The organism is Longispora sp. NPDC051575, assembly GCF_040681875.1.
GTDB lineage: Bacteria > Actinomycetota > Actinomycetes > Mycobacteriales > Micromonosporaceae > Longispora.
This window is the reverse complement of record NZ_JBFAZP010000001.1, coordinates 850,746-875,268: the sequence shown is the minus strand read 5'-3', so window position 1 is coordinate 875,268 and position 24,523 is coordinate 850,746. Positions and strand designations below refer to the sequence as shown.

At 73.7% G+C, this 24,523-nt stretch carries 20 protein-coding genes; 8 read left to right on the top strand and 12 right to left on the bottom strand.

The genetic code is table 11. From position 1 onward, the window contains the following. Positions 1–26: 26 nt before the first annotated feature. The 5 genes from AB0M43_RS03695 to AB0M43_RS03675 all read right to left on the bottom strand — a co-directional run bounded on the left by AB0M43_RS03695 (position 27) and on the right by AB0M43_RS03675 (position 6,499). Complete coding sequence (locus AB0M43_RS03695) at positions 27–965, bottom strand: hypothetical protein (RefSeq protein ID WP_363720808.1); 939 nt, start codon at positions 963–965, stop codon at positions 27–29. Between the two features lie 106 nt (positions 966–1,071). Next, positions 1,072–1,821: a VOC family protein gene (locus tag AB0M43_RS03690; RefSeq protein WP_363720806.1), complete on the bottom strand. Its 750-nt coding sequence runs from the start codon at positions 1,819–1,821 to the stop codon at positions 1,072–1,074. Between the two features lie 19 nt (positions 1,822–1,840). Further along, positions 1,841–5,077, bottom strand: coding sequence for a BTAD domain-containing putative transcriptional regulator (locus tag AB0M43_RS03685; protein WP_363720805.1), 3,237 nt, complete (start codon positions 5,075–5,077; stop codon positions 1,841–1,843). A gap of 100 nt (positions 5,078–5,177) precedes the next feature. Further along, positions 5,178–5,507 (bottom strand): hypothetical protein, encoded by a 330-nt coding sequence (locus AB0M43_RS03680; protein ID WP_363720803.1) that lies wholly within the window; start codon positions 5,505–5,507, stop codon positions 5,178–5,180. A 152-nt stretch (positions 5,508–5,659) separates the two neighbouring features. After that, positions 5,660–6,499 (bottom strand): inositol monophosphatase family protein, encoded by an 840-nt coding sequence (locus AB0M43_RS03675; protein WP_363720801.1) that lies wholly within the window; start codon positions 6,497–6,499, stop codon positions 5,660–5,662. A 67-nt stretch (positions 6,500–6,566) separates the two neighbouring features. Between AB0M43_RS03675 and AB0M43_RS03670 the strand changes: the two genes are divergently transcribed. Further along, positions 6,567–7,529, top strand: a complete 963-nt coding sequence (locus tag AB0M43_RS03670) for a helix-turn-helix domain-containing protein (RefSeq protein ID WP_363720799.1) — start codon at positions 6,567–6,569, stop codon at positions 7,527–7,529. 100 nt (positions 7,530–7,629) lie between these two features. Further along, positions 7,630–8,133, top strand: coding sequence for a hypothetical protein (locus AB0M43_RS03665; protein ID WP_363720797.1), 504 nt, complete (start codon positions 7,630–7,632; stop codon positions 8,131–8,133). Between the two features lie 197 nt (positions 8,134–8,330). On the opposite strand, the gene AB0M43_RS03660 is transcribed toward AB0M43_RS03665, so the two are convergent. Continuing rightward, entirely contained in the window at positions 8,331–9,569 is a 1,239-nt protein-coding gene (locus AB0M43_RS03660; protein WP_363720795.1) for an ROK family transcriptional regulator, read from the bottom strand. A gap of 89 nt (positions 9,570–9,658) precedes the next feature. On the opposite strand from AB0M43_RS03660, the gene AB0M43_RS03655 reads away from it, so the two are divergent. From AB0M43_RS03655 to AB0M43_RS03645, 3 genes are all read left to right on the top strand, one after another. After that, complete coding sequence (locus tag AB0M43_RS03655) at positions 9,659–12,220, top strand: alpha-N-acetylglucosaminidase TIM-barrel domain-containing protein (RefSeq protein ID WP_363720793.1); 2,562 nt, start codon at positions 9,659–9,661, stop codon at positions 12,218–12,220. A 243-nt stretch (positions 12,221–12,463) separates the two neighbouring features. Continuing rightward, complete coding sequence (locus AB0M43_RS03650; protein ID WP_363720791.1) at positions 12,464–14,695, top strand: M4 family metallopeptidase; 2,232 nt, start codon at positions 12,464–12,466, stop codon at positions 14,693–14,695. Positions 14,696–14,830: 135 nt separating this feature from the next. Further along, complete coding sequence (locus AB0M43_RS03645; RefSeq protein WP_363720790.1) at positions 14,831–15,637, top strand: helix-turn-helix domain-containing protein; 807 nt, start codon at positions 14,831–14,833, stop codon at positions 15,635–15,637. Between the two features lie 116 nt (positions 15,638–15,753). Here the strand turns inward: AB0M43_RS03645 and AB0M43_RS03640 are convergent, their stop codons facing one another. Both AB0M43_RS03640 and AB0M43_RS03635 read right to left on the bottom strand, forming a co-directional pair. Continuing rightward, positions 15,754–16,425, bottom strand: a complete 672-nt coding sequence (locus AB0M43_RS03640) for a hypothetical protein (protein ID WP_363720788.1) — start codon at positions 16,423–16,425, stop codon at positions 15,754–15,756. Next, positions 16,425–17,192 (bottom strand): papain-like cysteine protease family protein, encoded by a 768-nt coding sequence (locus AB0M43_RS03635; RefSeq protein ID WP_363720786.1) that lies wholly within the window; start codon positions 17,190–17,192, stop codon positions 16,425–16,427. Before AB0M43_RS03635 ends, AB0M43_RS03640 begins: the two co-directional genes overlap by 1 nt. 361 nt (positions 17,193–17,553) lie before the next feature. On the opposite strand from AB0M43_RS03635, the gene AB0M43_RS03630 reads away from it, so the two are divergent. Continuing rightward, the gene (locus AB0M43_RS03630; RefSeq protein ID WP_363720784.1) at positions 17,554–18,780 is read left to right on the top strand and encodes an MFS transporter; all 1,227 of its coding nucleotides are present in this window, start codon (positions 17,554–17,556) and stop codon (positions 18,778–18,780) included. A gap of 116 nt (positions 18,781–18,896) precedes the next feature. Here the strand turns inward: AB0M43_RS03630 and AB0M43_RS03625 are convergent, their stop codons facing one another. After that, complete coding sequence (locus AB0M43_RS03625; RefSeq protein ID WP_363720782.1) at positions 18,897–20,792, bottom strand: M4 family metallopeptidase; 1,896 nt, start codon at positions 20,790–20,792, stop codon at positions 18,897–18,899. 401 nt (positions 20,793–21,193) lie between these two features. Here AB0M43_RS03625 and AB0M43_RS03620 point away from each other — a divergent pair, with 401 nt between their 5' ends. Further along, on the top strand, positions 21,194–21,961 hold the full coding sequence (locus tag AB0M43_RS03620; protein ID WP_363720780.1) for an antibiotic biosynthesis monooxygenase: 768 nt from the start codon (positions 21,194–21,196) through the stop codon (positions 21,959–21,961). Between the two features lie 52 nt (positions 21,962–22,013). Here AB0M43_RS03620 and AB0M43_RS03615 read toward each other — a convergent pair whose 3' ends face one another. Then, positions 22,014–22,613 (bottom strand): TetR/AcrR family transcriptional regulator, encoded by a 600-nt coding sequence (locus AB0M43_RS03615; RefSeq protein ID WP_363720778.1) that lies wholly within the window; start codon positions 22,611–22,613, stop codon positions 22,014–22,016. 35 nt (positions 22,614–22,648) lie between these two features. On the opposite strand from AB0M43_RS03615, the gene AB0M43_RS03610 reads away from it, so the two are divergent. Beyond that, entirely contained in the window at positions 22,649–23,518 is an 870-nt protein-coding gene (locus AB0M43_RS03610) for an alpha/beta fold hydrolase (RefSeq protein WP_363720776.1), read from the top strand. Between the two features lie 176 nt (positions 23,519–23,694). Here AB0M43_RS03610 and AB0M43_RS03605 read toward each other — a convergent pair whose 3' ends face one another. Then, on the bottom strand, positions 23,695–24,129 hold the full coding sequence (locus tag AB0M43_RS03605; RefSeq protein WP_363720774.1) for a hypothetical protein: 435 nt from the start codon (positions 24,127–24,129) through the stop codon (positions 23,695–23,697). Positions 24,130–24,159: 30 nt separating this feature from the next. Beyond that, positions 24,160–24,453 carry a hypothetical protein gene (locus AB0M43_RS03600; protein WP_363720772.1) on the bottom strand — a complete coding sequence of 98 codons (294 nt, stop codon included), beginning with the start codon at positions 24,451–24,453 and terminating at the stop codon, positions 24,160–24,162. Between the last annotated feature and the right edge of the window lie 70 nt (positions 24,454–24,523).

The window sequence follows — 24,523 nt, the reverse complement described above, 5'->3', positions numbered from 1 at the left end:
GTGGTCGCGGCCCGGGAGCCGGTCGCTCAGGCCCGGCGGACCCGCCGCCACACCCTGCCGTCGGCGTCGGTCGTCAGCCACGACCCGTCGCCGACGAGTTCGAGGTCGTAGGGGTCGCGGGAACCCGCCGCCAGGTCGCCGAGCACCGCGCCGGTGCCCGGATCGAGCAGCGCGTGCCGGTGCCAGTCCTCGCCGTCCCCGGTCTCCCCGACGAGCGTCACCACGGCGGTCGCCGGGTCGAGGTAGCCGCCGCTCCACTCCATGGCGGCCTCCTCGTCCCCGAGCTCGGCGACCGTGACCACGACCAGGACCTCGCCGCCGGGGTGCGCGTGGAACGCCACGTCCTGCTGGCTGTGGTCGACGGTCATGCCCCGCCGCCCGTCGGGCGCCAACCCCGTCAACACCCGGTCACTCCACGGGTACTCCGTCAGGGCGAGCGTCCCCCCGTCCAGCCGGCCCCGGTACACGACGGTGCCGTCCTGGCCCTCGCCCACGTCGAGGAGCATGTGGACGCCGTCGGGGTCGGGCACCTGGTGGCCGCCCTGGCCGGTGGTGTCCAGGTCGGCGCGGGCGAGGACGGCCCCGGAGCGGGCGTCCAGGACGAGCCACCGGTCCGTGTCGCCGCGCCCGGCCATGATGTCGGGCAGGTAGACCCAGACCGTGGCGCCGTCGGGGGAGTACCGGCAGGTCGACCACGCGGTGTGGTGGGTCGCCGGGCCGGTGCCGAGGTCGAGCCGCCAGACCGGGCCGCCGTCGGGGGCCAGGCACACCACCGCGTCGGCGGTCGCGTACACGGCGGCGCCCAGGTCCGGGGCCACCGACGGGCCCTGGGGCTCGTCGCCGTCGGGCACGGCGAACGTCACGTCCGGTACGAGGACCGCGTCCTCCCGGGCCGGGCGGGACACGTCGAAGCCGAGGATCCGCCCGTCGGAGGACCGGGTCACCACCCGCGAAACCACACTCATGTCGCCAGACTCTAGGCGACAGGCGACAGGCGACAGGCGACAGGCGACAGGCGACCGGACCGACCGCTCCCGGCCGGTACCCGTCGAGGGGTGTCGATCGTGGGTGTCAGGCCGGCCGCAGCACCGAGAACTCCGCGTCCTGCGGGTCCACCAGCACCGCCACCCGCCCCACCCCTGGCACGTCCTCCGGCTCCCGCACGACCTGCCCGCCGGCCCGCAGCACCGCCCCGGCCGTCGCGTCCGGGTCGGTGACCGCGAAGTACACCGCCCAGCGCGGCGCGCCCCCGCCCTGCCGCAGCCCCGCCACGGGCCGGTCTGCGACCGTGAACACCCGGTAGTCGGGCCGGTCGGTCACCGGCCGCACGGTGATCCCGAACGCGTCGGCGTAGAACGGCGCTGCGGCCCCCGCGTCGGGTGTGTCCAGCTCGTTCCACGTCCACGCGCCGGGCTCGTTGACGATGCCCGCGCCGAAGAAGTCGAGGGCCTGCCACACGCCGAACACGCCGCCGGTCGGGTCGGCGGCCAGGAACATCCGGCCCACGGTCGGCACGTCGGTCGGCGGCATCAGCACCTGCCCGCCGGCCCCCGGGATCCGGCCCGCGACGGCGTCGGCCGCGTCGGTGGCCAGGTAGGTGGCCCAGAACGGGGGCGGCTGGCGGGGCACCGTGACGCCGATGCCGGCGACGGGCCGGCCGTCGAGGAGCATCATCGTGTACCCGCCGTACTCCGCCGGACCGGTCTCCCCGGTCCAGCCGAACACCTCCCGGTAGAACCCGAGGGCGCCCCGCTGGTCGGTGGGGGCCATCAGCTCGACCCAGCAGGGCGTGCCCTGCGCGTACGGCGCGTCGACCTTCACGCGCCCCATTCTGCCGGGCTCACGACCCCGGAGGAACGATTCGCGGGTACTGCGCCACCGCCGCCGCCTCCGGGGTGGCCCCGGCCCGCGCGAGGATCGCGTACGCCTCCCGCCAGCACTCCGCCGGGTCGGCCCCCTCGATCCCGGCCCGGGCGTGCCCGAGGACGACGAGCGCGCGGGCGTACCCGAGCCGGTAGCCGCCCGCCCGGTGCACCTCGGCGGCCCGTTCGGCGTGCCCGGCGGCCTCTTCGTGCCGGCCGAGCCCGACCAGCGCCTCTGCGAGCGCCACCCCGGCCCGGGCCCGCAGCTCGCTGCCCTCCTCGTCGGTGGCCAGCACCAGGGCCCGGCGGGCGTCCTCGCAGGCCTCGGCGGGCCGGCCCTGGGCCAGGTGCGTGGCGCTCTGGCCGACGAGCGCCCCGCCCTCGGCCGGCCGGTGGCCGCTCTGCCGGGCCAGCCGCAGCCCGGTGGCGAACTCGGTGGCGGCCTCGTCGAGCCGGCCGCCGCGCAGGGCCACGAACGCGACCGTGTTGTGCACGTACGCGGCCAGGTTCTGCTGCGGGACCTGCGGGGTCAGCTCCAGGGCTGCCCGCGCGTACCCGTCGGCCCGGTCCTGGTCCCCGACATCCAGATAGGCGAGCGCCGCGCTGTCCAGGACGGCCCACTCGGCGGTCCGGTCGCCCAGCTCGCGGGCCAGGTCCAGGGCGGCGGTCAGATGCTCGACGGCGGCGGACAGCCGGCCGAGCGCGTGGTAGGCCATGCCGAGCCGGTTGCGGGCGTGCGCCTCCCCGTTGCGCTGCCCGGCCCGGCGGAACGTGTCGATCGCCCGGCGCTGGTGCTCGACGGACAGCTCCGGCCGGCCGAGTTCCATGTAGGCCAGGCCCATCTCGGTGAGGTTCACCGCCGCGCCCGTCACCCGGCCGATCTCCTCGTTGAGGGTGAGGGCCCGCTGGTAGTGGTCGATCGCCGCCGGCCACTCGCCCCGCATGGCGTGGCTGGACCCGACGCTGGTCAGCGCCGTCGCGGTCAGCTCGGGCCAGTCGGCCTTGTCGCCGAACTCGACGGCGATGCCGAAGTGGTGGATGGCCTCGTCGTGCCGGCCGACGCAGGCGTGCGCGCTGGCCAGGCTCAGGTGCGCGGCGGCCTGGGCCCGCAGGTCCCCGCTGCCGGTCGCGGCGGCCAGGCCCGCGTCGGCGACCGTGAACCAGTCCAGCGGGTGCGGCCGGGTGGAGAAGTAGCCGCGCAGCGCGTCGGCGAGCAGGGCCGCGTCGGCCAGCGCGCCCCGGTCCACGGCGGCGGTGACCATGGCGACCAGGTTGGCCAGTTCGGCCTCCAGCCAGGCCGAGGCGTCCGACCGCCCGGCCAGCGGGATCCCCTCCGGTGCCGCCGGGTCCGTCTCGGGGGCCAGCCGGATCTTGTTCGGGTACAGCAGCCGGGCCGCCGCGTCCGCCGTCCCCAGGTAGTACCGGGTCAGCCGGTCCAGGGCGCCGGCGCGCTCGGCGGAGGAGTCCTCCCGCTCGGCCCGCTCGACCGCGTACAGCCGCAGCAGGTCGTGGCAGCCGTACCGGTCCGGGCCGGCGCTCACCAGGTGCGCCGCCGCGAGCTGGTCGAGCAGCCGGGTGGCCTCCGCGACCCCGATCCCCGCGACGGCCCCCGCCGAGGCGGGACTGATGTCCGTACCCGGGGCCAGGCCGACCAGCCGGAACAGCCGGCGCGCGTCCGGCCCGAGCCGCGCGTACGACAGGTCGAACGTGGCCCGCGCGGCGGCCTGCCCGTCCCCGCTGATCTCCAGCGCGTCGAGCCCCCGGCCGCCGGACAGCTCCGCCACGTACCCGGCGAGGGTCCGGTCCGGGTGGTCGGCGAGCACGGCGGCGGCGACCCGCAGGGCCAGGGGCAGCGCCGCGCACAGCCGGACCAGCGCGTCCACCTCGGCGGGCTCCGCGTCGAGCCGTTCGGCGCCCAGCACCCGGGCCAGCAAGGCCCGCGCCTCCGCCGGGGTCAGCGCGCCCAGGGTCAGCCGGTGCGCGCCGTCCACGGCGACCAGCCCCGACAGCCGGTCCCGGCTGGTCACCACCGTCAGGCAGCTGTTCCCGCCCGGCAGCAGCGGCCGGACCTGCTCCGCCGACGCCGCGTTGTCCAGGAGCACCAGCACCCGGCGGCCCGCGAGCAGGGTGCGGAACATACCGGCCGCCTCGTGCACGTCGGTGGGCACCCGCTCGGCGGGCACCCCGAGCGCGCGGAGGAAGCCGGCGAGCGCCTCGGCCGGGCGCAGCGGGCGGGCCGGCGGCGGGGCGTGGCCGCGCAGGTCCACGTACAGCTGGCCGTCGGGGAACCGGGTGGCGGCGCGCTGGGCCCAGTACACGGCGAGGGTGGTCTTGCCGACCCCGCCGCCGCCGACGACGGCCGCGACGGTGACATCGCCGGGCAGCCCGTCCAGGGTGGCCAGGTGCTCCTCCCGGCCGGTGAACGCCGACCCGGACGCGGGCAGCTGCCGGGGCCGGGGGGCGGTGGACGCGGCCGGCGCGTCCAGTTCGGGGTCGGTGGCCAGGATCCGGGAATGCAGCCGGCGCAGCTCCGCCCCGGGTTCGACGCCGAACTCGGCCGTGATCAGCCGGTAGAACTCCCGGTAGGCGGCCAGGGCCTCCGTCTGGCGGCCCGAGCGGTACAGGGCGAGCATCAGCTGGCTCCACAACCGCTCGCGCTGCGGGTACCGGCGGGTGAGGATCCGCAGCTCGGCGGCCGCCTCGTCGTGCCGGCCCAGGCCCAGCATCGCCGCCATCGCGTCCTCGGCGGCCACCTGGCGCAGGTCCTCCCACCGGCTGGCCTCGGGCCAGTCCAGCTCGGGCAGGTCCTCCAGGACGTCGCCCCGCCACAGGTCCAGGGCGGCGGCCAGCTGCTCGCCCGCCTCGTCGTGCTCGCCCCGGTCGAGGGCCGCCCGGCCGAGCGCGTGCCGCGCCGTGAACGCGGTCGTGTCCAGCTCGGCGTCGTCGACCCGGATCAGGTAGCCGCCGTTCTGGTGCGGCAGCCGGTCGCGGCCGAGGAGCCGGCGCAGGTCGGACACGTAGGACTGCAGGTTCGCGCCCGCGGAGTTCGGCGGGTCGCCCGCCCACAGCTCGTCCACGAGCCGGGCGGCGGACACCTGCTGGTTGGGGCGGGTCAGGAGGATCGCGAGGAGGAGGCGCTGCCGCCGCCGTGCCGGTTGGCGTACCGTGCCGTCGTCGGCCCGGATCTCCAACGGACCCAGGATTCGAAACTCCACCAAGATCCCCTTGTCTCGCCCAAGCCCACACAATACGCACAGTGACGGTCGCCTGGGAAGGGTGCCGCCGCCGGGCGGGGGGCCCGGCGGGGGCGCGGTCCTAGCAGTACGGCAGGTTCTCCCAGCCCACGGCCTTGACGAGGTTTCCGCTCACCCAGCCGCTGACCTCCGTCGTGGCGTCGGTGATCCGCACCCAGTAGCCGGTCGCGGTGCTGGGCCGGCAGTGCGCGGTCACGGAGTGCGGCGCGTAGCACAGCCCGACGACCGTGCCGTCCGGCGGCGACGACCGGATCCGGGTGCCGTCCACGCACTTGGCGGGGATGGACGCGGCGACGGGTTCGGCGGGGTCCGCGTGGGCCGGCGCGGCCAGGGCCACGGTGGACAGCAGGCCGCCGCAGAGGAGGGCGAGTGCCGTGAAACGACTGTGCATGGGTCCGTCCTTTCCTCAGGTACCGGAGACCGGTGCGGCCTCCTTACGTCACCCTGACATTTTGTGGGAAGCCGGTCTTGGAAATCCGCCGTAGTCGCGGCTCCGCCCCCCCGGTCGGCGCCCTCGTCCGCAGCCCGGGCCCCCGGGCTGCCTCACTCCCGGCTGAGCGCCTTCGGCCGCCCCGCCCGGGGCAGCCCCGCCACCAGCCCCAGGAACTCCCCGTGCAGCGCCCCGTTCGTGGCGAGCACGCTGCCGTCCCCGGTCAGCACCGGCGCGCCGTCGAGGTCCGTCACCCGGCCGCCGGCCTCGCGCAGGATCACGGGCAGCGGGGCGAGGTCGTCGTACCCCTGCCCGGTGATCACGGCGGCGTCCGCCCGCCCGGTGACCAGGTGCACGGCCACGTGGTGGATCGCGCCGACCACGGCCACCCGGCGGTGCAGCGCGACGAGCAGCTCCTCCGACCAGGTGTGCTGGTTCATCGCCAGGGTCAGCGCGCCGTCCAGCCGGGTCCGGCCGCCCACCCGGGTGCGGCGGGCGGCGGTGACGTCGTCGGTCGGGCCGGCCAGCACCCAGCAGCCCAGGCCCCGGGCGGCGAAGACCAGTTCCCGCTGGACCGGCATGTTGATCACGCCGATCGCCGGGCCGTACTCGTCCTCGTAGGCGAGCAGGTTCGCGAACAGCGGCATCCGGCGGCTGAAGTACGCGGTGCCCGAGATCGGGTCGGTGATCCAGCGCCGCCCCGAACTGCCGGGGCTCTCGCCGGCCTCCTCGCCGAGGATCCCGTCGTCGGGCGCGTACCGGCCGAGCTCCGCCCGGATCAGGTCCTCCACCGCCAGGTCCGCGTCGGTGACCTCGGTGCCGTCCGGCTTGAGGGTGCTCGGCGCCCCGGCGAAGAACATCTCCGCCGACAGCGCGCCGGCCCGCCCCGCCACCGACACCGCGAAGTCCAGCAGTTCCCGGTCCACGGCCGGTCCGTCCATCGTCGTCGTCATGTGTCCAGTCGACGGCAGGCCGGTGTGGAACCCTCAAGGATTAAGCCCACACCGAATGGAGTACCCGGTGAGCGTGATCCGGTTCGAGGTCGCCGACGTCGCCGACGTCCGGTTCGGCATCTCCCCGCTCTGGGAGACGGTCCGCAGCCTGTACGCCCTGGCCGACCCCGGCCGGCACGCCGTGCACCTGCCCTGGGTCCGCGAGGTCCGGCACCGGGCGACCGCCGGCCTGCCGTTCCTGCGGGACGTCGCCGCGCCGGGCGCGTGGCTGCCGGACTTCCTGACCCCGCCGCCGGCCGGCCCGCTGGTCGAGTTCAGCGACGAGCTGGCCCTGCTGCGGGCCACCCCACCCGACGTGGTCACCGCCGACCTGACCGCGACCACGGTCCGCCGACCCCTGGCGCCCCGGGTCCGGGCGGGCCTGGAGGACCCGGAACAGCTGCTGGGGGTACTCGCCGACGCGGTGTCCGCCTGGCACGAGGCCGCGATCCTGCCGTACTGGCCCCGGATGCGGTCCCTGCTGGAGGGCGACATCGCGCACCGGTCCCGGCAGCTGGCCGAGGGCGGCCCCCGGCGGCTGTTCGACACCCTGCACCCGACGGTCCGCTGGGCGGGCGACCGGCTGCTCGCCGACGACCCGTGGGACCTCGACCTCGACCTGCGCGGCCGGGGCCTGCCCCTGATGCCCAGCGTGTTCGTCGACCGCCGGGTGCTGTGGAACATCCGGTCCGACTCGCCCCCGGTGGCCGTCTACCCGGCCCGGGCCGCCGCGCTGCTGTGGGAGGGCGCGCCCGCGCCGGACGGGCTCGCGGGCGCGATCGGGGCGTCCCGGGCCCGGCTGCTGGCCCTGGTGCGCAGCCCGGCGACCACCACGGAACTGGCCCGGCGGGTCGGACTGTCCCCGGCGGCGGTGTCCCAGCACCTCCACGTACTGCTCGCGGCCGGCCTGGTCGCCCGCACCCCGCACGGCCGCAGCGTCCTCTACCTGGTCACCCACCCTGGCACGGTCCTCCTCGACGCCACCACCTGACGGGTACGTGCCTCGCTCGTGGTCGGCACCGGTACTCCCGCGCTTCCCGCCGGACGCCCGTGTTTACCGGTTCGTTGCCTCCGTCGGTGACACTCGGCGGGTGGACGATTCTCTCGCGTGGCGCTCCATGTCGGACGATCCCGACGACATGACGCGCCAGTTCGCCAAGGTGGTCGGGATCTCGCTCGCCGCCGTGCCCGTGCTGGGCTGCGCGGCCGGCACCCTGACCGGCGACTCCGGCCTGGCCGGCCCGGCGATGGCGTACGCCCTGGTGATCCCGGCCCTGGCCCTGTTCCTCTGCGGCTGGGACTGGTGGCGGGACCGCGGCCGGATCGTGGAGGTGCGGTTCGTGCTCCCCGACCGGGTCGTGCTCCGCCGGGTCGACGGCCACCTGCTCACCCACCCGGCCTCCGCCGTGAAGGCACTGGAGATCATCCGGTACCGGGGGCGCGAGAAGTCCACCACCCTGTGGATCACCGTCGACGGCCAGCGACTGGTCACCCGCCCGGGCCGCCCGGACGTGGCCGCCGAGCGGGCGCTCAGCTCGGCGCTGCTGCGGGTGGGCGGCCCGCTGGCCGTCGTCCGCGAGTCACACGGCGACTGAACCCGGCAGCCCCGACGGCCGGGCCCAGCGCGGACCGGGCGCACCGACCGCCGGGCCCAACGCGGACCGGACGCACCGACCGCCGGGCCCCGCGCGGACGGGGCGCCCCGACCCCGGAGCCCCGCACGGACCGGCCTACCTTGCTCACCGGCCGGCACCGCGGCTCCCACCCGCGTCGGGCACCCGGGGGACCCGCGCTACGCCAACGCCGTCAACCGTTCCGCCGTCGAGTCCAACGCGTGCCGGACCGCCCCGAGCACCACCGCGTCCTCCCCGAGCGTCGACGCCCGTACTTCGGTGGGGGAGGACAGCGTCCGGCCGACCAGGTGCCGGCGGACCGGGTCGAGGAGGGTGTCCCCGGCGCGGGACAGTCCGCCGCCGATGACGACCTGTTCGGGGTCCATGAGCAGGATGAGCGCGCCGAGGCCTTGGGCGAAGCGGGCGGCGACGCGGTCGACGACGGCGACGGCCACTGGGCTGCCGGTGGCGGCGGCTGCGAACAGTGGGGCGATGTCGCGTTCCCCGGGTGCGGTGAGTTGGGCGTGCAGGTCCCGGTCGCGTCCGCCGGCGGTCATGGCGACAGCGAGTTCATGGATCGCTGCGGCTCCGACCAGCCGCTCGAACGGGCCGGTGCCTTCGTTGGCGGCGGGCCTGCCGGTGGGGTCGTTGGGGGGTAGTCCGAGGTCGAGGAAGCCGAGTTCGCCGGCGGCGGCGTGTGCTCCCCGGTAGGGTGCGCCGTCGATGATGAGGCCGGTGCCGATGCGTTCGCCCCATTGGACGAAGACGAGGGATTCGACGCCGATGGCGGTGCCGCGCCAGCGTTCGGCGAGGACGGCGAGGTTGACGTCGTTGTCGATGAGGACGGGGCAGTGCAGTTGGTCGCGGAGTTGCGGCACGACGGGCAGGCCGGCCCAGCCGGGGATGCTCGGGGCGAGGACGACCTCGCCGTGGTCGCGGTCGACGATCCCGGGCGTGCCGACGCACACGGCCCACAGGTCAGCGTGGGTCAGCCCGGCGGCGGCGACAGCCTGGTCGAGCCCGGCCGTGACCAGGTCGAACACCTCCGGCCCGGTCGCGGCGGGCGGGGTGGCGATCCGGTGGGTGGTGAGCACCTCGCCGGCCAGGTCGGCGATCTTGACGAGGATCTTGTGCGGGCCGACGTCGACGCCGGCGACGTGGCCGAGTTCGGCGCGGAACCGGGCGCGTTGGGCGGGCCGGCCGATGCGGGTGGTTTCGTCGGCGACGAGTTCGACGAGGTCGGCGTCGCGGAGGTCGGCCAGGGCGCGGGTGACGGCGGGCCGGGACAGGCCGGTGGTCGTCATCAGGTCGGCGACCCGTGCGACGGCGCGTTCGGCCTGGCGGAGCGCGGTGAGCACGGCGGCGACGTTGATCTGCCGGAGCACGTGCGGCCCGGTGGCGGCGGTCGCGGATGGCACCCGTGTGCCCCTTTCCCGGTCGGGGATTGACAGTGCACTATCTCACGCGCATAGTAACGCACGTTGCGTTACTAAAACGAGGTGGTCACATGAAACCCCGCCGAACCTGGGCCGTCGCCACGGCCATGGCAACCCTCGCAGCCGTCCTGACGGGCACCGCCGCCCCCGCTTCCGCTGCCCCCGCGTTCGACCCCGCCCCCGCCGCGGCCAGCCTGGGCCGGCTGCTCCCGGCACACGCCGCCCAGATCACGTTCGACCCGGTCGCGCGCCCCGCCAGCGGGGACTACTTCGCCGTGTCCGGGACGGCCGGTGCGGTGAAGGTCCAGGGCACCAGCCCGGCCGTGCTGCTGACCGGCGTCAACTGGTACCTGAAGTATGTGGCCAAGGTCGATCTCGGCTGGCCGGGGGACAGCCTGTCCCGGCTGCCGGGAACGCTGCCGGCCCCCACCGGCACCCTGCGCCAGGACGCGGTCGTGCCGCACCGGTTCGCCCTCAACGACACCGACGACGGGTACTCCGGCGCCTACCGCGACTGGCCGGCGTTCGAACGGCAGATCGACCTCCTCGCCCTGCACGGCGCCAACGAGGTCTTCGTCCAGATGGGCGCCGACGCGGTGTACTACGCGACGCTGCAGGAGTTCGGCTACACGAAGACTGAGCTCCTCAACTGGATCCCGGGCCCGGCCCACCAGCCCTGGTGGCTCATGCAGAACATGTCCAGCTTCGGCGGCCCGGTCACCGAAGCCCAGCTCACCGCCCGCGCGGCCCTCGGCAAGAAGATCGTCAACCGGCTGCGCGAGCTCGGCATGACCCCGGTCCTGCCCGGCTACTTCGGCACCGTCCCGACCGACTTCTCCTCCCGCAACGGCAACGGCAACGTCAACGTCGTCGCGCAGGGCGGCTGGCAGGGCTTCACCCGCCCGTCGTGGCTCGACCCGCGCACCGCGAAGTACGCGCAGGTCGCGGCGAGCTACTACGGCCACCAGCGCACCCTGCTGGGCGACTCCACGATGTACAAGATGGACCTGTTGCACGAGGGCGGCAACCCCGGCAACGTGCCCGTCGGCGACGCGGCCCGTGGCGTGTTCACCGCGCTCGACACGGCCCGGCCGGGGGCCACCTGGGTCCTGCTCGGCTGGCAGTCCAACCCGCCGGCCGCGATCGTCGACAACGTGGTCCACGACCGGCTGTTCATCGTGGACGGACTGTCCGACCGCTACAACGACATGAACCGCGAATCCAGCTGGAAGGGCGTGCCGTACGCGTTCGGCACGATCCCCAACTTCGGCGGGCACACCACCATCGGCGCGAACACCGGCGTGTGGGCCACCCGGTTCAACGAATGGCGCACGAAGCCCGGCAGCGCCCTGAAGGGCATCGCGTACCTGCCCGAGGGCACGGGCACCGACCCGGCCACGTTCGAACTGTTCATGGAACTGGCCTGGCGCACCGGCCCCCTCGACCAGACAGCCTGGTTCACCGCCTACGCCGCCCGCCGCTACGGCACCACCGACCCGCACGCCATGGCCGCGTGGGATCTGCTGCGGCGCGGCCCGTACAGCATGCCGGCGGGCAACTTGAGCGAGGCGCAGGACAGTCTGTTCGCTGCCCGGCCGAGCCTGACCGCCTCCCACGCGGCGGAGTGGAGCCCCGGCTCGATGCGCTACGACCCGGCCACCGTCCAGCGGGCGCTCACCGAACTCCTTGCCGTGCCAGCGGCCCAGCGCGACTCCGACGCGTACCGCTACGACGTGGTCGACCTGGCCCGCCAGTCTCTCGCCAACCGCAGCCGCACCCTGCTCCCGCAGCTCAAGGCCGCCTACGACGCGAAGGACCTGACGAAGTTCCGCCAGCTGCGCACCGAGTGGTCCGGCGACCTGACGCTCCTCGACCAGGTCCTCGGCTCCGACAAGCGGTTCCTGCTCGGCACCTGGCTCGCCGGCTCGACAGGATCGGCCGCCACCGAGTACGACGCCCGGTCGATCATCACCACCTGGGGTCCCCGCGAGGGCAGTGAGGGCGGCCAACTGCACGACTACGCCAACCGCGAACTGTCCGGACTCGTGCGCGACTTCTACGCCATGCGGTGGAACAAGTACCTCGACGGCCTCGACGCGGCCCTGGTGGCCAACGGCACCCCGGCGGCGATCGACTGGTTCGCGGTCGAGGACACCTGGAACAGGGAACGCAAGGCCTACACCACCACCCGGTCGGGTGACCCCTACACCCTGGCGGCCCAGGTCCGCGACGCCCTGCCCGCCGTCGCCCCGGCCGGTCCGGTCACCGGCACGTCCGGGAAGTGCGTGGACGTCACCGGCGGCAGTTCCGCCAACGGCACGGCGCTCCAGCTGTACACGTGCAACGGAACCGCGGCCCAGACCTGGTCGGTCACCGGCGACGGGACGGTCCGCGCCCTGGGCAAGTGCATGGACGCCCGCAACGGGGCCACCGCCCCGGGCACGGTGGTGCAGCTCCACGACTGCAACGGGACGCCCGCGCAGGGCTGGACCTGGCAGGCGGACAGGACCCTGCGGAACACCAAGTCGGGGCTGTGCCTCGACGCCGAGGGCAGCGGCACCGCCAACGGCACCCGGTTGCTCCTGTGGACCTGCCACGCGGGGCCGAACCAGCGCTGGACCGTTCCGGCGTGACCCACCGTGGGCCGGCCGACCGTGGCCGGCCCAAGCCCCGACCGGGACCGCCCCGGTCGGGGCCGCTTCCCCACCGGACGGTCACCCGCTGATGACCTGGTGGCCGCCGTAAATACCTTAAGTCACTCTTGGTGTGGTGTTCAGGTCCCGTTAGGCCGGATTACGTGACGCTACGTGCAGTCCGCCCCGGCGACACCCCTTGGTTCTCCCGTCGCCGGGGCACACCCCTCCGGAAGGACCTCCATGAGACAACCAGGCACCTGGTCGCGCCGGGCCGGCATCGTCGGCGCGGTCGCCCTCGCCGGCGGCCTGCTCGCCACCGCGGGCTTCGCCGAGGCCACCGACACCCCGGCGGGCTCCCCCCGGGACATCGCCGTCCGCGACGCGCTCGCGGCGTTCGGCGGCGCCCCCGGGCTGAAGGCCGCCAGCGGAGACGGCCCCGCCGACGGCTACACGGCCCGGGACGTCACCCTCGACCCGAACGGCACCCGGCACGTCCGGTTCGACCGCACCTACCAGGGCCTGCCGGTCCTCGGCGGCGACCTGGTCGCGCACAGCGCGCGCGGCGGCCAGTTCGCCCGCACCCAGGCGCCGTCCGTCGCGGTGGACACCACCCCGCGGCTCGACGCCGCCCGGGCCGCCGCCATCGCGGGGGACAGCCTCGCCGGCTACTCCCTGCGCGCCACGCCCTCCCTCGCCGTCGACGCGCTCGACGGGGCCCCCGCGCTGGTCTGGCAGGTCGCTGTCAACGGCCAGACCGCCGACGGTGGCCCCAGCCAGGTGAACGTCCGGGTCGACGCGACCTCCGGCGCGATCCTGGGCAGCACCGAGGGCTTCCAGACGTTCGCCCGCCCCGGCACCGGCCGGGCCGGAACGCCGAACACCGCCGTCGCCGCCGGGCCCGCCACGGGCAACGGCAAGGGTTTCCTGGTCGGCAACGTGTCGATCGGCGTGAACCAGAAGTCCGACGGCACGTACGAGCTCAAGGACCCCGACCGGGGCAACGGCGAGACCCGCGACGCCAACAACAAGGGCACCAGCACCTCCCCACCGCCCACCACGTCGAACTCGACGGCGTTCTCCAGCACCACGACCACGTTCGGTGACAACACGCTCGCCAACCGGGCGTCCGTGGGCGTGGACGCGCACTACGGCGTCCAGACCACGTGGGACTATTACAAGAACACGCACGCGCGCAACGGCATCAACAACGACGGCAAGGGCGCGACGTCGTACGTGCACTTCGGCACCAAGTACGTCAACGCCGGCTGGTACGACTCCTGCTTCTGCATGGTCTACGGCGACGGCGCGGGCGGCACCAAGCCCCTGACCCAGCTCGACGTGGCCGGCCACGAGATGAGCCACGGCGTGACGGCCGCGACGGCCAAGCTCGACTACGGCAACCCGAACGCCGGGGTCTACAAGGAGTCCGGCGGGCTCAACGAGTCCACCAGCGACATCTTCGGCACCCTCGTCGAGTTCTACGCCAACGCCCCGGGCGACACCCCCGACTACCTGCTCGGCGAGCAGATCGACCTCAACGGCGACGGCACCCCGCTGCGCTACATGGACGACCCGACCAAGGACGGCTCGTCCAAGGGCTGCTGGACCTCCTCGATGGGGACGTCCTACGACCCGCACCTCACCTCCGGGGTCGGCAACCACTTCTTCTTCCTCGCGGCCGTCGGCTCCGGCGCCCGCACCGTCAACGGCGTCAACTACAACGGCGTCGTGTGCAACAACGCCCCCGCGGTGAACGGGATCGGCAACGACAAGTTCGGCAAGATCTGGTACCGCGCGCTGACCAGCTACATGGTCAGCACCGAGACGTACCCGAAGGCCCGGATCTCGACCCTGAAGGCCACCAACGACCTGTACGGCGGCGCCGAGTGCACCGCCATCAAGGCCGCGTGGACCGCCGTGGGCGTCGTCGCCCAGACCGGCGAGCCGGCGTGCGGCACGGCCACCCCGTCGCCGACCGCCACCGCCTCCCCGACCGCGTCCCCGACCCCGGGTGGCACCTGCGTCGCGAAGCAGCTCGTCGCCAACGGCGGCTTCGAGTCCGGGGCCACCTCGTGGACCGCCAGCACCGGCGTCGTCGTCTCCGCGACCACGGCCCAGCCGGCGCACGGCGGTACGAGGATCGCGTGGCTGGGCAACAACGGCTCCGCGAGCACCGAGGCCGTGTCCCAGCAGGTCGCGATCCCGGCCGGCTGCAAGGCGAGCCTGACGTTCTACCTGCACATCGACACCCAGGAGTCGGGCAGCACGGTGTACGACAAGCTCACCGTCAAGGCCGGCAGCACCACCCTGGGCAGCTACTCCAACGTCAACAAGGCCGCCGGGTACGCCCTGCGCACCTTCGACCTGTCGGGGTACGCCGGCCAGACCGTGACTCTCACCTTCACCGAGACCGAGGACAGCTCGCTCAAGACGAGCTTCGTGGTCGACGACGTGAGCGTCACGACCTCCTGAGCCCCCTCCGGGGAAACCGGGCCGGCCGCCTCACAAGGTGGCCGGCCCGTCCCGTGCGCACGCCGGATCCGCCGGCCCCGGGCTGCCCGCCGGATGGCCGCACGCGGCACCGCCCCCGCTCGGTAGGCTGCCACCATGGGGGACGAGGTGGGGCTGAACGAGCTCCTCACGCTGGGCCTGACCCGGTACGAGGCGCGGGTCTACCTGGCGCTGATCCGCCGCGACCGGTTCACCCCGACGGAGGCCGCCCGCGAGGCCGGCATCCCCCGGCAACGGATCTACGACGTGCTGGAGAGTCTCGCCGACCGGGGCCTGGTCCGGTTGCGCCCGGGGCAGACCGTGCACTACTCGGCGATCGACCCGGTGGTGGCCCTGGAGCACCTGGTGTCCGCGCACCGCGCCTCCCTGTCGAAGCTCGAACACGAGGCGCACCAGCTGGGCCAGGTGCTCGGCCGGGTGTGGTCCACGGGCGCGGACCAGACCGACCCGCTCGACTACGTGGAGGTCGTCCGCGACCCGACGGCGGTGGTGGAGCGGTTCGCCGGGTTGCAGGCGGGCGCGCGCCGCCAGATCCTCACCCTGGCCAAGCTCCCGTACGTGACCGGGATCAACCCGCCCGGGGTCGACGACATCCGCCGGCTCGTCGGGGGCGGCGGCGAGGCCCGGTGCGTGTACGAGCGCGCTTCCCTCGCGGACCCGGCGAACGTGGCCAACGCGCGCCGGTTCATCGCGGCCGGTGAGCGGGCCCGGGTGCTCGACGACGTACCCATGAAGCTGTGTGTCGTCGACGGTGCCCAGGTGCTGATGTCCCTGCTCGACCCCGTCGCGGGGTACGCGTCGAGCACCTCCATCATGATCGAGCACCCGGCGCTCGGGTACTGCCTGGTGGAGGCGTTCGAGGCGCTGTGGTCCCGCGCGGCGGACTACGAGTCCTGCCTCTGATCGCCCCGGCCGGCCAGACCCCGGGGCACGGCCGGGCGCCGCCCCCGGCCGTGCCCCGGGCGCACGGAAGCGGCGCCGCAGCCCCTCCCCGGGCCGCGACGCCGTGACCGTCCGTACTATCCGAGCCGCTTGTCGTCGATCCGGCTGGCGTAGCGGTCGTGCACCATCTTCTGGTACTCGGCCAGGGACAGCCCCTCACCCACCGCCTCGCGGGCGCTGTCGTTGAGGGGCAGCACCCGCCCGTCGGTGACCTTGTAGTACGCGTGCCGCTGCGGTTCGAGGAACACCGGGGAGCCCGCGCCCGCCCGGATGTAGGTCAGCTCCTCGATCCCGTCGCCGACGCCGCGCACGTCGTACGTGTCGCCGTTCTTCACCAGTTGCAGGGTGGCCTGCTGCCCGGTCGCGGAGCGGGTCTCCACGGCGAGGTACACCAGCTTGCCGACCGGGGCGCCGACGCCCTGGGTGACGAAGTCGGGGTTCAGCGAGTACACCGGAACCGGTTGTCCGACGATCTTCGGGGCCTTCGCCGCCGCCTCCGCGGTGATGTCGTCCTGCGCGGCGGTGACGGGCTTGCCGTCGGCGCGCTGGTCGACGTGCACGAAGAACCTCGACGCCACCTCGGCGGCCTTGTCGCTGGCCGCCGCCTGTTCCGCCGCCGCGAGCTCCACGGAGGCCGACCTCGGGGCGGGCGCCGGGGACTCGTGCCCCCCGGTGACGACCATGAACACCCCCGCGGCGGTTCCGGCCGCGAGCAGTCCGGCTCCGATCAGGAGCTTGCGGGTACCCATCACGCGCCGATCTGGTAGACGGAGCCGCCCCACTTGAACTGCGAGTTGGAGACGTAGGAGTTGTAGGTCATCTCCTGGTAGCGCTGGCTGGAGCCCCACGGGTCGCTGAAGAAGATCGAGCTGTTCGCGGTGTCGTAGCCGTAGATGACGCGGGCGTGGCCGCCGCCGGAGGTCCAGTACACCCCGGTCTCGATCGGGCGGTTGCCGTTGATCTCGGTCTTGACCTGCGCGAAGCTGATCGCCCCGTCGACCTCGCGGCCGGGGGAGACGCCGACCCGGCTCAGGCCCTGCTGCACGACCGACAGCTCGGCCGGCTGGTTGGGACAGGTGCCGCCGGACAGGCCGCGCCCGTACAGGCAGAACTGGTTCTGGCTGACGTTCGCGCCCTTGCCCAGGTACTGCGCGATCGACAGACCGGTCGCCGCCCAGCACCACTGGTCCTTCTCCTGCACCAGTTCCTTGAGGTTCAGCTTCGTGTTGCCGCCGGGAGCCGTGGTCGGCGACGTGGTCGGCCGCGGCGAGGACGTCTGGCTCGGCAGGGGGGTGGCCGTCTGGCTGGGGGCCGCGGTGGTGGGGTTCGCGGTGGGCCAGGGCCAGTTGGGCCAGGGCCACGGGTCGGCGCCGGTGGGCTCGGAGCCCACAGTGGAGCCGGGGGCCGGGGTGGGCTCGGCCGACGCGCCGGTCGGGAACGAGGCGACCATGGCCATGGCCACGAGGCCACTGGCCAGCAGGCCCGCCGCGCGTCGACGGGCGGAGGAGTCTCGCATGGAGATGTCCTTTCGGAATGCGCCCACGGCACAGCGAGGCCAGGGGGCGCGGAGGGGTGATTGCCATGGGACGGGGCCTTGGGACTGTGACACCCCGTCCAGTGGTGGCGTGTGTCGAACAGTAGGCAGCAGTCCGCGAAATGGTCAATACGTGTTAATCAATAAAGAAGCTTGTCATTCCATACGTAGGGTGACCATTACCCAGGGTGAGAGAAGGGGGTTCTCCGTTAGGGAAAACCCTTTGACTACCCTTGTCGTCCTGTGCAGAATCGGCAGGCCAACGCCGGGAAGCGCGCTGCCGGCACCGGCCCGCCGTCGGCCACGGGCGACTTCGCCCCGTAACGAGTGACGGAGAAGAGAAGTGGCCACCCCCCTGCGGTACCCGAAGTTCCGCCTGCTGCTCGCCGGCCGGTTCACCAGCACCCTCGGCGGCGCCGTCGCGCCCGTCGCGCTCGCGTTCGCGGTCCTCGACCTCACCGGCTCCGTCACCGACCTGGGCCTGGTCGTCGGCGCCCGGTCCGTGGCCAACGTCGTGTTCCTGCTGTTCGGCGGGGTGCTCGCCGACCGGCTGCCCCGCTCGCTGATCCTGATCGGTTCGAGCACCCTGAGCGCGATCAGCCAGGGCGCCATCGCCGCGCTGTTCCTCACCGGGCACGCCACGATCCCGATCCTGGTCGCGCTCGCCGCCGTCAACGGCACGGTCAGCGCCTTCACGTACCCGGCGTCGGCGGCGATCCTGCCCCAGACCGTGCCGGCGGGCGAGCGCCAGGCCGCCAACGCGTTCAGCCGGCTCGTCACCAACGGGGCGATGATCGTCGGCGCGCCGGTCGGCGGCCTGCTGATCGCCGCCACCAGCCCCGGGTGGGGCCTGGCGGTCGACGCGGCGTCGTTCCTGCTGTCCGGCGTGCTGTTCGCGCTGCTGCGGGTGCCGTCGGTGGCCCGGTCCGGGATGGGGGACAGCGTGCTGCGCGAGCTGCTGTCCGGCTGGCGGGAGTTCTCGTCGCGGACCTGGCTGTGGGCCGTGGTGCTCGGCTTCATGTTCCTCAACGCCGCCGAGGTCGCCGCCCAGAGCGTCCTCGGGCCCGGGATCGCCAAGGAGACCATCGGGGCCGGCGGCTGGGGCACGGTGCTCGGGATCCAGACGGCCGGCATGGTGCTCGGCGCGCTCGTCTCGATGCGGTTGCGGGTCCGCCGGCTGCTGCGGCTCGGGGTGGTCGCGGTCGGCGCGCTGTGCCTGCTGCCCCTCGCGCTGGCGTTCGCGCCGACCCTGCCCGCGCTCGCCGTGGCCGGGTTCGTGGCCGGGGTGTGCGTCGAACAGTTCTCGGTGGCGTGGGAGACCTCGATGCAGCAGGAGGTACCCCCGGAGATGCTCGCCCGGGTGTACTCCTACGACATGCTCGGGTCCTTCGTCGCCATCCCGATCGGCCAGATGGCGGCCGGCCCGATCAGCCAGGCGATCGGGGTCAAGCCGACCCTGGTCGGGTGCGCGGCGGTGATCCTGCTCGCGACCGGCGGCATGCTCGCGGTGCGGAAGGTGCGGACCCTGGAGGTGGCCCCGGCGAAGGCGGCCGAGGCCGTGGCGGTCTGACCGGGTCGCAACCTGACGTGGAGAGGCCCCCCGACCGCTGGTCGTCGGGGGGCCTCCGTCGTTCCGGGCCGGTGGGCCCGCGGTGGTGCGCGGCCGGGTGCGTCCGGCCGGTCGGACTAGAAGGTCAGGTTCCAGGCGTCGATGTAGCCCGTGTCGGCCGCGTAGACGTCCTGCACCTTGAGCTTCCAGGTCCCGTTCGCGACCTCGGAGGACGCGTTGACCGTGTACGTGGCCACCACGTTGTCCGCCGAGTCGCTCCCGGAGGAGTCCTTCAGCCGGTACGTCGAGCCGTCCGGCGCGACGAGGTCGATGACGAGGTCACCCCGGTAGGTGTGCTTGATGTCCACGCCCACCTTGAGCGTGGCCGGCGCGTTGCCTGCGACCCCGGTCACCGCGATGTTCGAGAACACCGCCGCGCCCTTGTCGGGGACGTTCACGTTGGTCAGGTTCTCGAAGTACTTGCCGGGCGGGGTCGCGCCCTGCACGTTGACGGCCGTCCAGGCCCGCGCCACGGCGGCGTACTCGGGGCTGGTCGCGCCGTACAGGGTCGACGTCGCGGCCAGGGTGCCCACCCGGGCGGCGGCGTAGTCGGTGGTGGAGGTGAACTTGGTGGTCAGCGCGGCGAACCAGATCTTCTCGGCCTTGGCGCGGCCGATCCCGGTGACCGGCTGGTTGTCGAACGTGGGGCTGTCGTAGGAGACCCCGTTGATCACCTTCGGGCCGGAGCCCTCGGCGAGCAGGTAGAAGAAGTGGTTCGCGACGCCCGAGGAGTAGTGCACGTCGAGGTTCTTCAGGTTGGCGTCCCAGTAGTCGGGGGACTGGCCGTCCTTGGAGGGCTTGTCCTGGTAGCGCAGCGGCTTGCCGTTGCCGAAGATGTCGATCTTCTCGCCGATGAGGTAGTCGCCGACGTCGCTGGCGTTGGCCGAGTTGAACTCCACCGCCGTGCCGAAGATGTCACTGGTGGCCTCGTTGAGCCCGCCGGACTCCTGCGCGTAGTTCAGGTTCGCCGTCGCGCTGGTCACGCCGTGCGAGAACTCGTGGCCGGCCACGTCCAGCGAGGTGAGCGGGTGGGTGTTGCTCGCCCCGTCGCCGTAGGTGATCTGGAACGCCGCGTTGTCCCAGAAGGCGTTGACGTAGTTGTTGCCGTAGTGCACCCGCGACAGCGCGCCGACCCCGTTGTTCTTGATGCCGTTGCGGCCGTGCACGTTCTTGTAGTAGTCCCAGGTCTGCGCCGCGCCGTACGCCGCGTCCACGCCGGCCGTCGCCGCGTCGGCGTTGGTGCCGTCGCCCCACGCGTTGTCCGCGTCGGTGAGCAGGGTGCCCGCGCCGGAGGTGGCGCGGTTGAGGTTGTTGACCTGCTGGTTGCCCCGGGTCGGGTCCTTCAGCTGGTACGTGCCGCCCGACTGGGTCGTCTCCAGCGCCACGGTGCCGCTGTAGAAGCTCTTCCCGGTACCGGCGACCGCGACCCCGGACTTCCCGCCGGCCTGGCCGCGCGCCGGCACGACGCCGTCGGCGGTCAGGGTGCGGATGTCGTCCCAGCTGGTCAGGGCCGCGCCGGTGGTGGCGTCGGTGACCCGGTGCACCCGGCTGGGCGTACCGTCGGCGCGCACGCCGGTGGTCACAGCCTCCCAGGCCAGCACGGGTGCACCGGTACCGGCCCAGACGACCTGGCGGGCGCCGGCGGGGGCGGCCACGGCCGAACGGGTGCCCGACAGCCGGACCCGTGCGGTGTTGCCGTCCACGCCCCGGAGCGCGCCGTCGGCGCCCCGCTGGACGACGAGGTCGCCGCCGAGGACCGGCAGGCCGGCCCAGGTGCGGTCGTACCGGGCGTACGTGTTGCCGTCGGCCGCCGTGAACGCGTCCCGGACGACCAGCTTCTCCTGGGAGTCCAGGCCGAGCGCGGCGGCCAGGGCGGCCTCCGGTCCGGAGGGGGCGGCGGCGGCCGGGTGGGCCCCGCCGAACGCGAGGGCGAACGCGGCGACCGCGACGCCCACGGTGAGGGTGCGTTTCATCGTGCTCCTTCGAGAGGGGTGCTGTCACAGGACAGCGGGGGATGGCCGGGCGTCAGGGGGACGCACGGCTGGACCGGCCGGGAACGGCCGGAACTCAGGGGTGTGTTGCTGAGGGCGGCCCTAACAGGAGGGGCTACCGGCGCACAGCGGCTCGGCGTGACAAGTCACCGGCGCGAACTTCACGTGTGCGGACATGTCTCCTACCTTCTAGGTAGGGAATTCGAAAGTCAATACTTCTGAGGAATTCTTAAGGTCATCCCTTGTGGACGGTGCGGATCCATCGCCCCCGGGCGATCGGCACCCCGGATGTGCCAAGATCATGATGCGACTGGCCGTGGTCGGCTCCGTGTGTTACCTAGTTACAGGGTTACTTGGATACCACTGTGCACAGACGGAGCCCCATGATCATCGAATACGTCCGGTACCGGATCGCCGAGCCCGACCGCGAACCGTTCGAGGCCGCGTACTCCCGCGCCGCCGTCCCGCTCGCCGCCGCCCCCGAGTGCCTCGACTTCGAGCTCGCGGAATGCGCGGAGGACCCGGGCGCCTACATCCTGCGGATCACCTGGACCTCGGAGAAGGCCCACCTGGAGGGCTTCCGGGGCGGCCCGCACTTCCCGCCGTTCCTCGCCGAGATCCGCCCCTACGTCGGGTCCATCGAGGAGATGCGGCACTACCGGCGGACCCCGGTCGTCGGCGCCGGCGCGGCCGTCCCCAGCCTCTACGACTGGGCCGGCGGCGCCGAGGCCTTCGACAGGCTCACGTCCGTCTTCTACGCGAAGGTGCTCGCCGACGACGTCGTCGGCCCGTTGTTCGCCGGGATGGATCCGGGACACCCGGCGCACGTCGCGCTGTGGCTCGCGGAGGTGTTCGGCGGCCCGAAGCGGTACTCGGCCGAGCGCGGCGGCTACCACCACATGGTCGGCCAGCACCTCGGGAAGGGCATCGCCGAGCCGCAGCGCCGCCGGTGGGTCAACCTGCTCCTCGACGCCGCCGACGAGGTCGGGCTGCCGGCCGACCCCGAGTTCCGCGCCGCGTTCGTCAGCTACCTCGAATGGGGCACCCGGCTGGCGCTCGCCAACTCCCAGCCGGGCGCGCGCCCGCCGCTGCACGCGCCGATGCCGCACTGGGGCTGGGGAGTGGCCCCGCCCTACCGCCCCAACCCCTAGATCAAGACCCGTCAGACGGGTACGGGGCCCCGCCCGTACCCGTCGGAGGGTTCTACGGGGTGAACAGCTCTGTCAGGTGGTGGTGCAGGACCGCCAGGGCCGCCTCGCCGGTGCGCTGCCCGCCGAGCACGCTCGACCCGAGCCCGTTCGTCATCGCCAGCAGCCCCGCCGCCGCCACCGCCGGATCCCGCCCGGCGGCCACGTCCCCCGCCTCCCGCGCGGCCGCGATCTGCTTCGCCAGGAACGACTCCAGCAGGTCCGCGTGCGCCGTGCCGTGCCGCTCGGCGAGGGCCGGCTCGCTGAGCACCAGCGTGTAGTACGCCGACCAGGTGCGGGTGATCCGCCGGCTCTCCGGGTCGGTCGGCAGGATGCTGCCCAGGACGGCGGTGACCGTCGCGCGCGGGGTCGGCGGGGAGCCGGCCGCCGCGATCCACGCCAGCATCCGGGCCTGCAACTGGGCTCCGAGCCGGGCCAGGCCGTCCATGAGCAGCTCTTCCTTGGTGTGGAAGTAGTACTGCACCAGGCGCAGGGAGACCCCCGCCTCGGCCGCGACGACCCGCATGCTCGCCGCCTGCAACCCCTGGCTGTCGGCGATCCGCAGGAGCGCGTCGGCGATCTGGGTCCGCCGTTCCTCGTGGTCCACCCGGGGCATCGCGTCCACCTTCCCATTCGTGGTACAACTGTATCATGAGAATCGGACAGTTCAGGAACGACGCCGCCCGGACCAGGTTCCTCACCGCCTACGACCGGGTCTTCGGGACACTGTGGCCGGTGCCGAGGCACACGGTCGACGTGCCCACCGCGTTCGGCACCACCCGGGTCTACCGGGCCGGCCCGACCGGGGGCACCCCGATCGTGCTGCTCCCCGGCGCGGCCGGCAACGCCCTGTCCTGGTACGGCTACGTGGCCGCCCTCGCCGCCCGCCACCCCGTGCTCGCCGTCGACCCGGTGGGCGAGCCCGGCGCGAGCGTCCAGACGGCCCCGTTCGCCGACGGCCGCGACCTCGCCCGGTGGCTCGACGAGACCCTCGCCGGCCTGGACGTCCCCGCCGCGCACCTCGTCGGCTGCTCCTACGGCGGCTGGACGGCCGCCCAGCTCGCCCTGCACGCCCCGGCCCGGGTCGCCGGCCTGACCCTCGTCGAACCGGGCGGCCTCGCCCCGATCGGCGCGCGGTTCTACGGCTGGATCATCGCCGGCGGCCTCGCCGGGCTGGCCCCCCGCGCCCTGCGGCCCGCCCTCGCCCGGCTGGTGAACAACAGCACCGTCCTGGAGACCGGCCTGATGAGCCTCGCCCTGCCGTCCGCCGGGTTCCGCCGCGCCATGCCGCTGCCGCCGGTGTTCACCGACGACGAGCTGCGCGGGCTGCGGGTCCCGACGACGGTGCTGCTGGGGGAGCGCAGCGCGCTGCACCGGTCCGCCGCCGTCGCCGCCCGGCTGGCCGGGGTCGCGCCCGGGGTGCGGGTCGAGGTGGTGGCCGGGGCGGGGCACGCGTTGCAGCTGGACCGCAGGGAGCTGGTCATCGACCGGATCCTGGAGCACGTGGCGGCGGGGCACTGACTCCCGGCCGGCGGCCCCGGCCCACCCGGACGGCCCGGGTCCGGCCCCCACCCGGACGGCTCGGGTCCGGCCCCCACCCGGTCGCCGCGCGTCCGGTCACCGGGACAGCCGGGGCGACCGGCACCGGCCCGGTCGCGCGACGGACACCCGCGTCCTCCGTACCCGTCGAAGGGTCGTCAGTTCGCGTGCCGGGCGCCCTGCTCCAGCCCGATCAGCTCGTCGCGGATCCCGTCGCCGAGCTCGCGCGCCTCACCGGTCGCAACCTCGCGCACCCGCACCACGCAGGTCGCGTTCACCGGCGTCTCCACGTCCCCGCCCCACGGCCGCAGCCGCACGGACAACGTGAACGAACTCGGCCGGAACTCCTTCACGCTCGCCGACACGGCCACGCCCTCCGGCCGACCGAGCATCGCGCCGGGCGGCACGGGCCCGGGCCGGAACTCCCACTCCAGGCCGGGCGTCGCGACCAACCGGCCGAGCGCCGCGCACTGCTCCAGGTAGGCGTCGCGGACCTCGGCGATCCACCGCTCCACCGTCGCGTCGTCGATCCCGGTGCCGGCCGCGTCCCCGTCGGTGACGGCGTGCTCCAGGAGCACCACCCACCGCGTCATGATCCCGCTCATAGCCGACCAGACTAGCCGTCAGGGCTTGTACGTGTCGCCGACATTCAGCCGGTCGTACTCGTCCTTGGTCACGCACGCCTCGCCCTCGGAGCCGTCCTTGCGCTGGAAGTCGATCTCGTAGCACGCGGACTTGCGCTTCGTGGTGGACGTGCACTTCTTCTTGCCGTTGACCCGGGAGCACTTGGTGCCGTGCGAGACGCCCGCCGCCTCGTACTCCTTCTCCACGATCGTGCCGCCCGACTCCGAGGAGCAGGCCGACAGGACGCCGCCACCGGCGAGCAGCAGGGTCAGCAGGACGAGACGAGCCTTCACGGGTACTCCTCGGACAGTCGGTCCGCTGATTGTCCACCCTGCCGTCAAGCGGCCACCTCCCGGAGCCACC

Coding starts and splice junctions, on each gene's coding strand:
- AB0M43_RS03675 (WP_363720801.1), bottom strand. CDS start 6,499: ATGACGACGACGATGGACGGACCGGCCGTGGACCGGGAACTGCTGGAC.
- AB0M43_RS03635 (WP_363720786.1), bottom strand. CDS start 17,192: ATGCGAGACTCCTCCGCCCGTCGACGCGCGGCGGGCCTGCTGGCCAGT.
- AB0M43_RS03680 (WP_363720803.1), bottom strand. CDS start 5,507: ATGCACAGTCGTTTCACGGCACTCGCCCTCCTCTGCGGCGGCCTGCTG.
- AB0M43_RS03650 (WP_363720791.1), top strand. CDS start 12,464: ATGAGACAACCAGGCACCTGGTCGCGCCGGGCCGGCATCGTCGGCGCG.
- AB0M43_RS03625 (WP_363720782.1), bottom strand. CDS start 20,792: ATGAAACGCACCCTCACCGTGGGCGTCGCGGTCGCCGCGTTCGCCCTC.
- AB0M43_RS03655 (WP_363720793.1), top strand. CDS start 9,659: ATGAAACCCCGCCGAACCTGGGCCGTCGCCACGGCCATGGCAACCCTC.
- AB0M43_RS03620 (WP_363720780.1), top strand. CDS start 21,194: ATGATCATCGAATACGTCCGGTACCGGATCGCCGAGCCCGACCGCGAA.
- AB0M43_RS03640 (WP_363720788.1), bottom strand. CDS start 16,425: ATGGGTACCCGCAAGCTCCTGATCGGAGCCGGACTGCTCGCGGCCGGA.
- AB0M43_RS03645 (WP_363720790.1), top strand. CDS start 14,831: ATGGGGGACGAGGTGGGGCTGAACGAGCTCCTCACGCTGGGCCTGACC.
- AB0M43_RS03615 (WP_363720778.1), bottom strand. CDS start 22,613: ATGCCCCGGGTGGACCACGAGGAACGGCGGACCCAGATCGCCGACGCG.
- AB0M43_RS03610 (WP_363720776.1), top strand. CDS start 22,649: ATGAGAATCGGACAGTTCAGGAACGACGCCGCCCGGACCAGGTTCCTC.
- AB0M43_RS03605 (WP_363720774.1), bottom strand. CDS start 24,129: ATGACGCGGTGGGTGGTGCTCCTGGAGCACGCCGTCACCGACGGGGAC.
- AB0M43_RS03695 (WP_363720808.1), bottom strand. CDS start 965: ATGAGTGTGGTTTCGCGGGTGGTGACCCGGTCCTCCGACGGGCGGATC.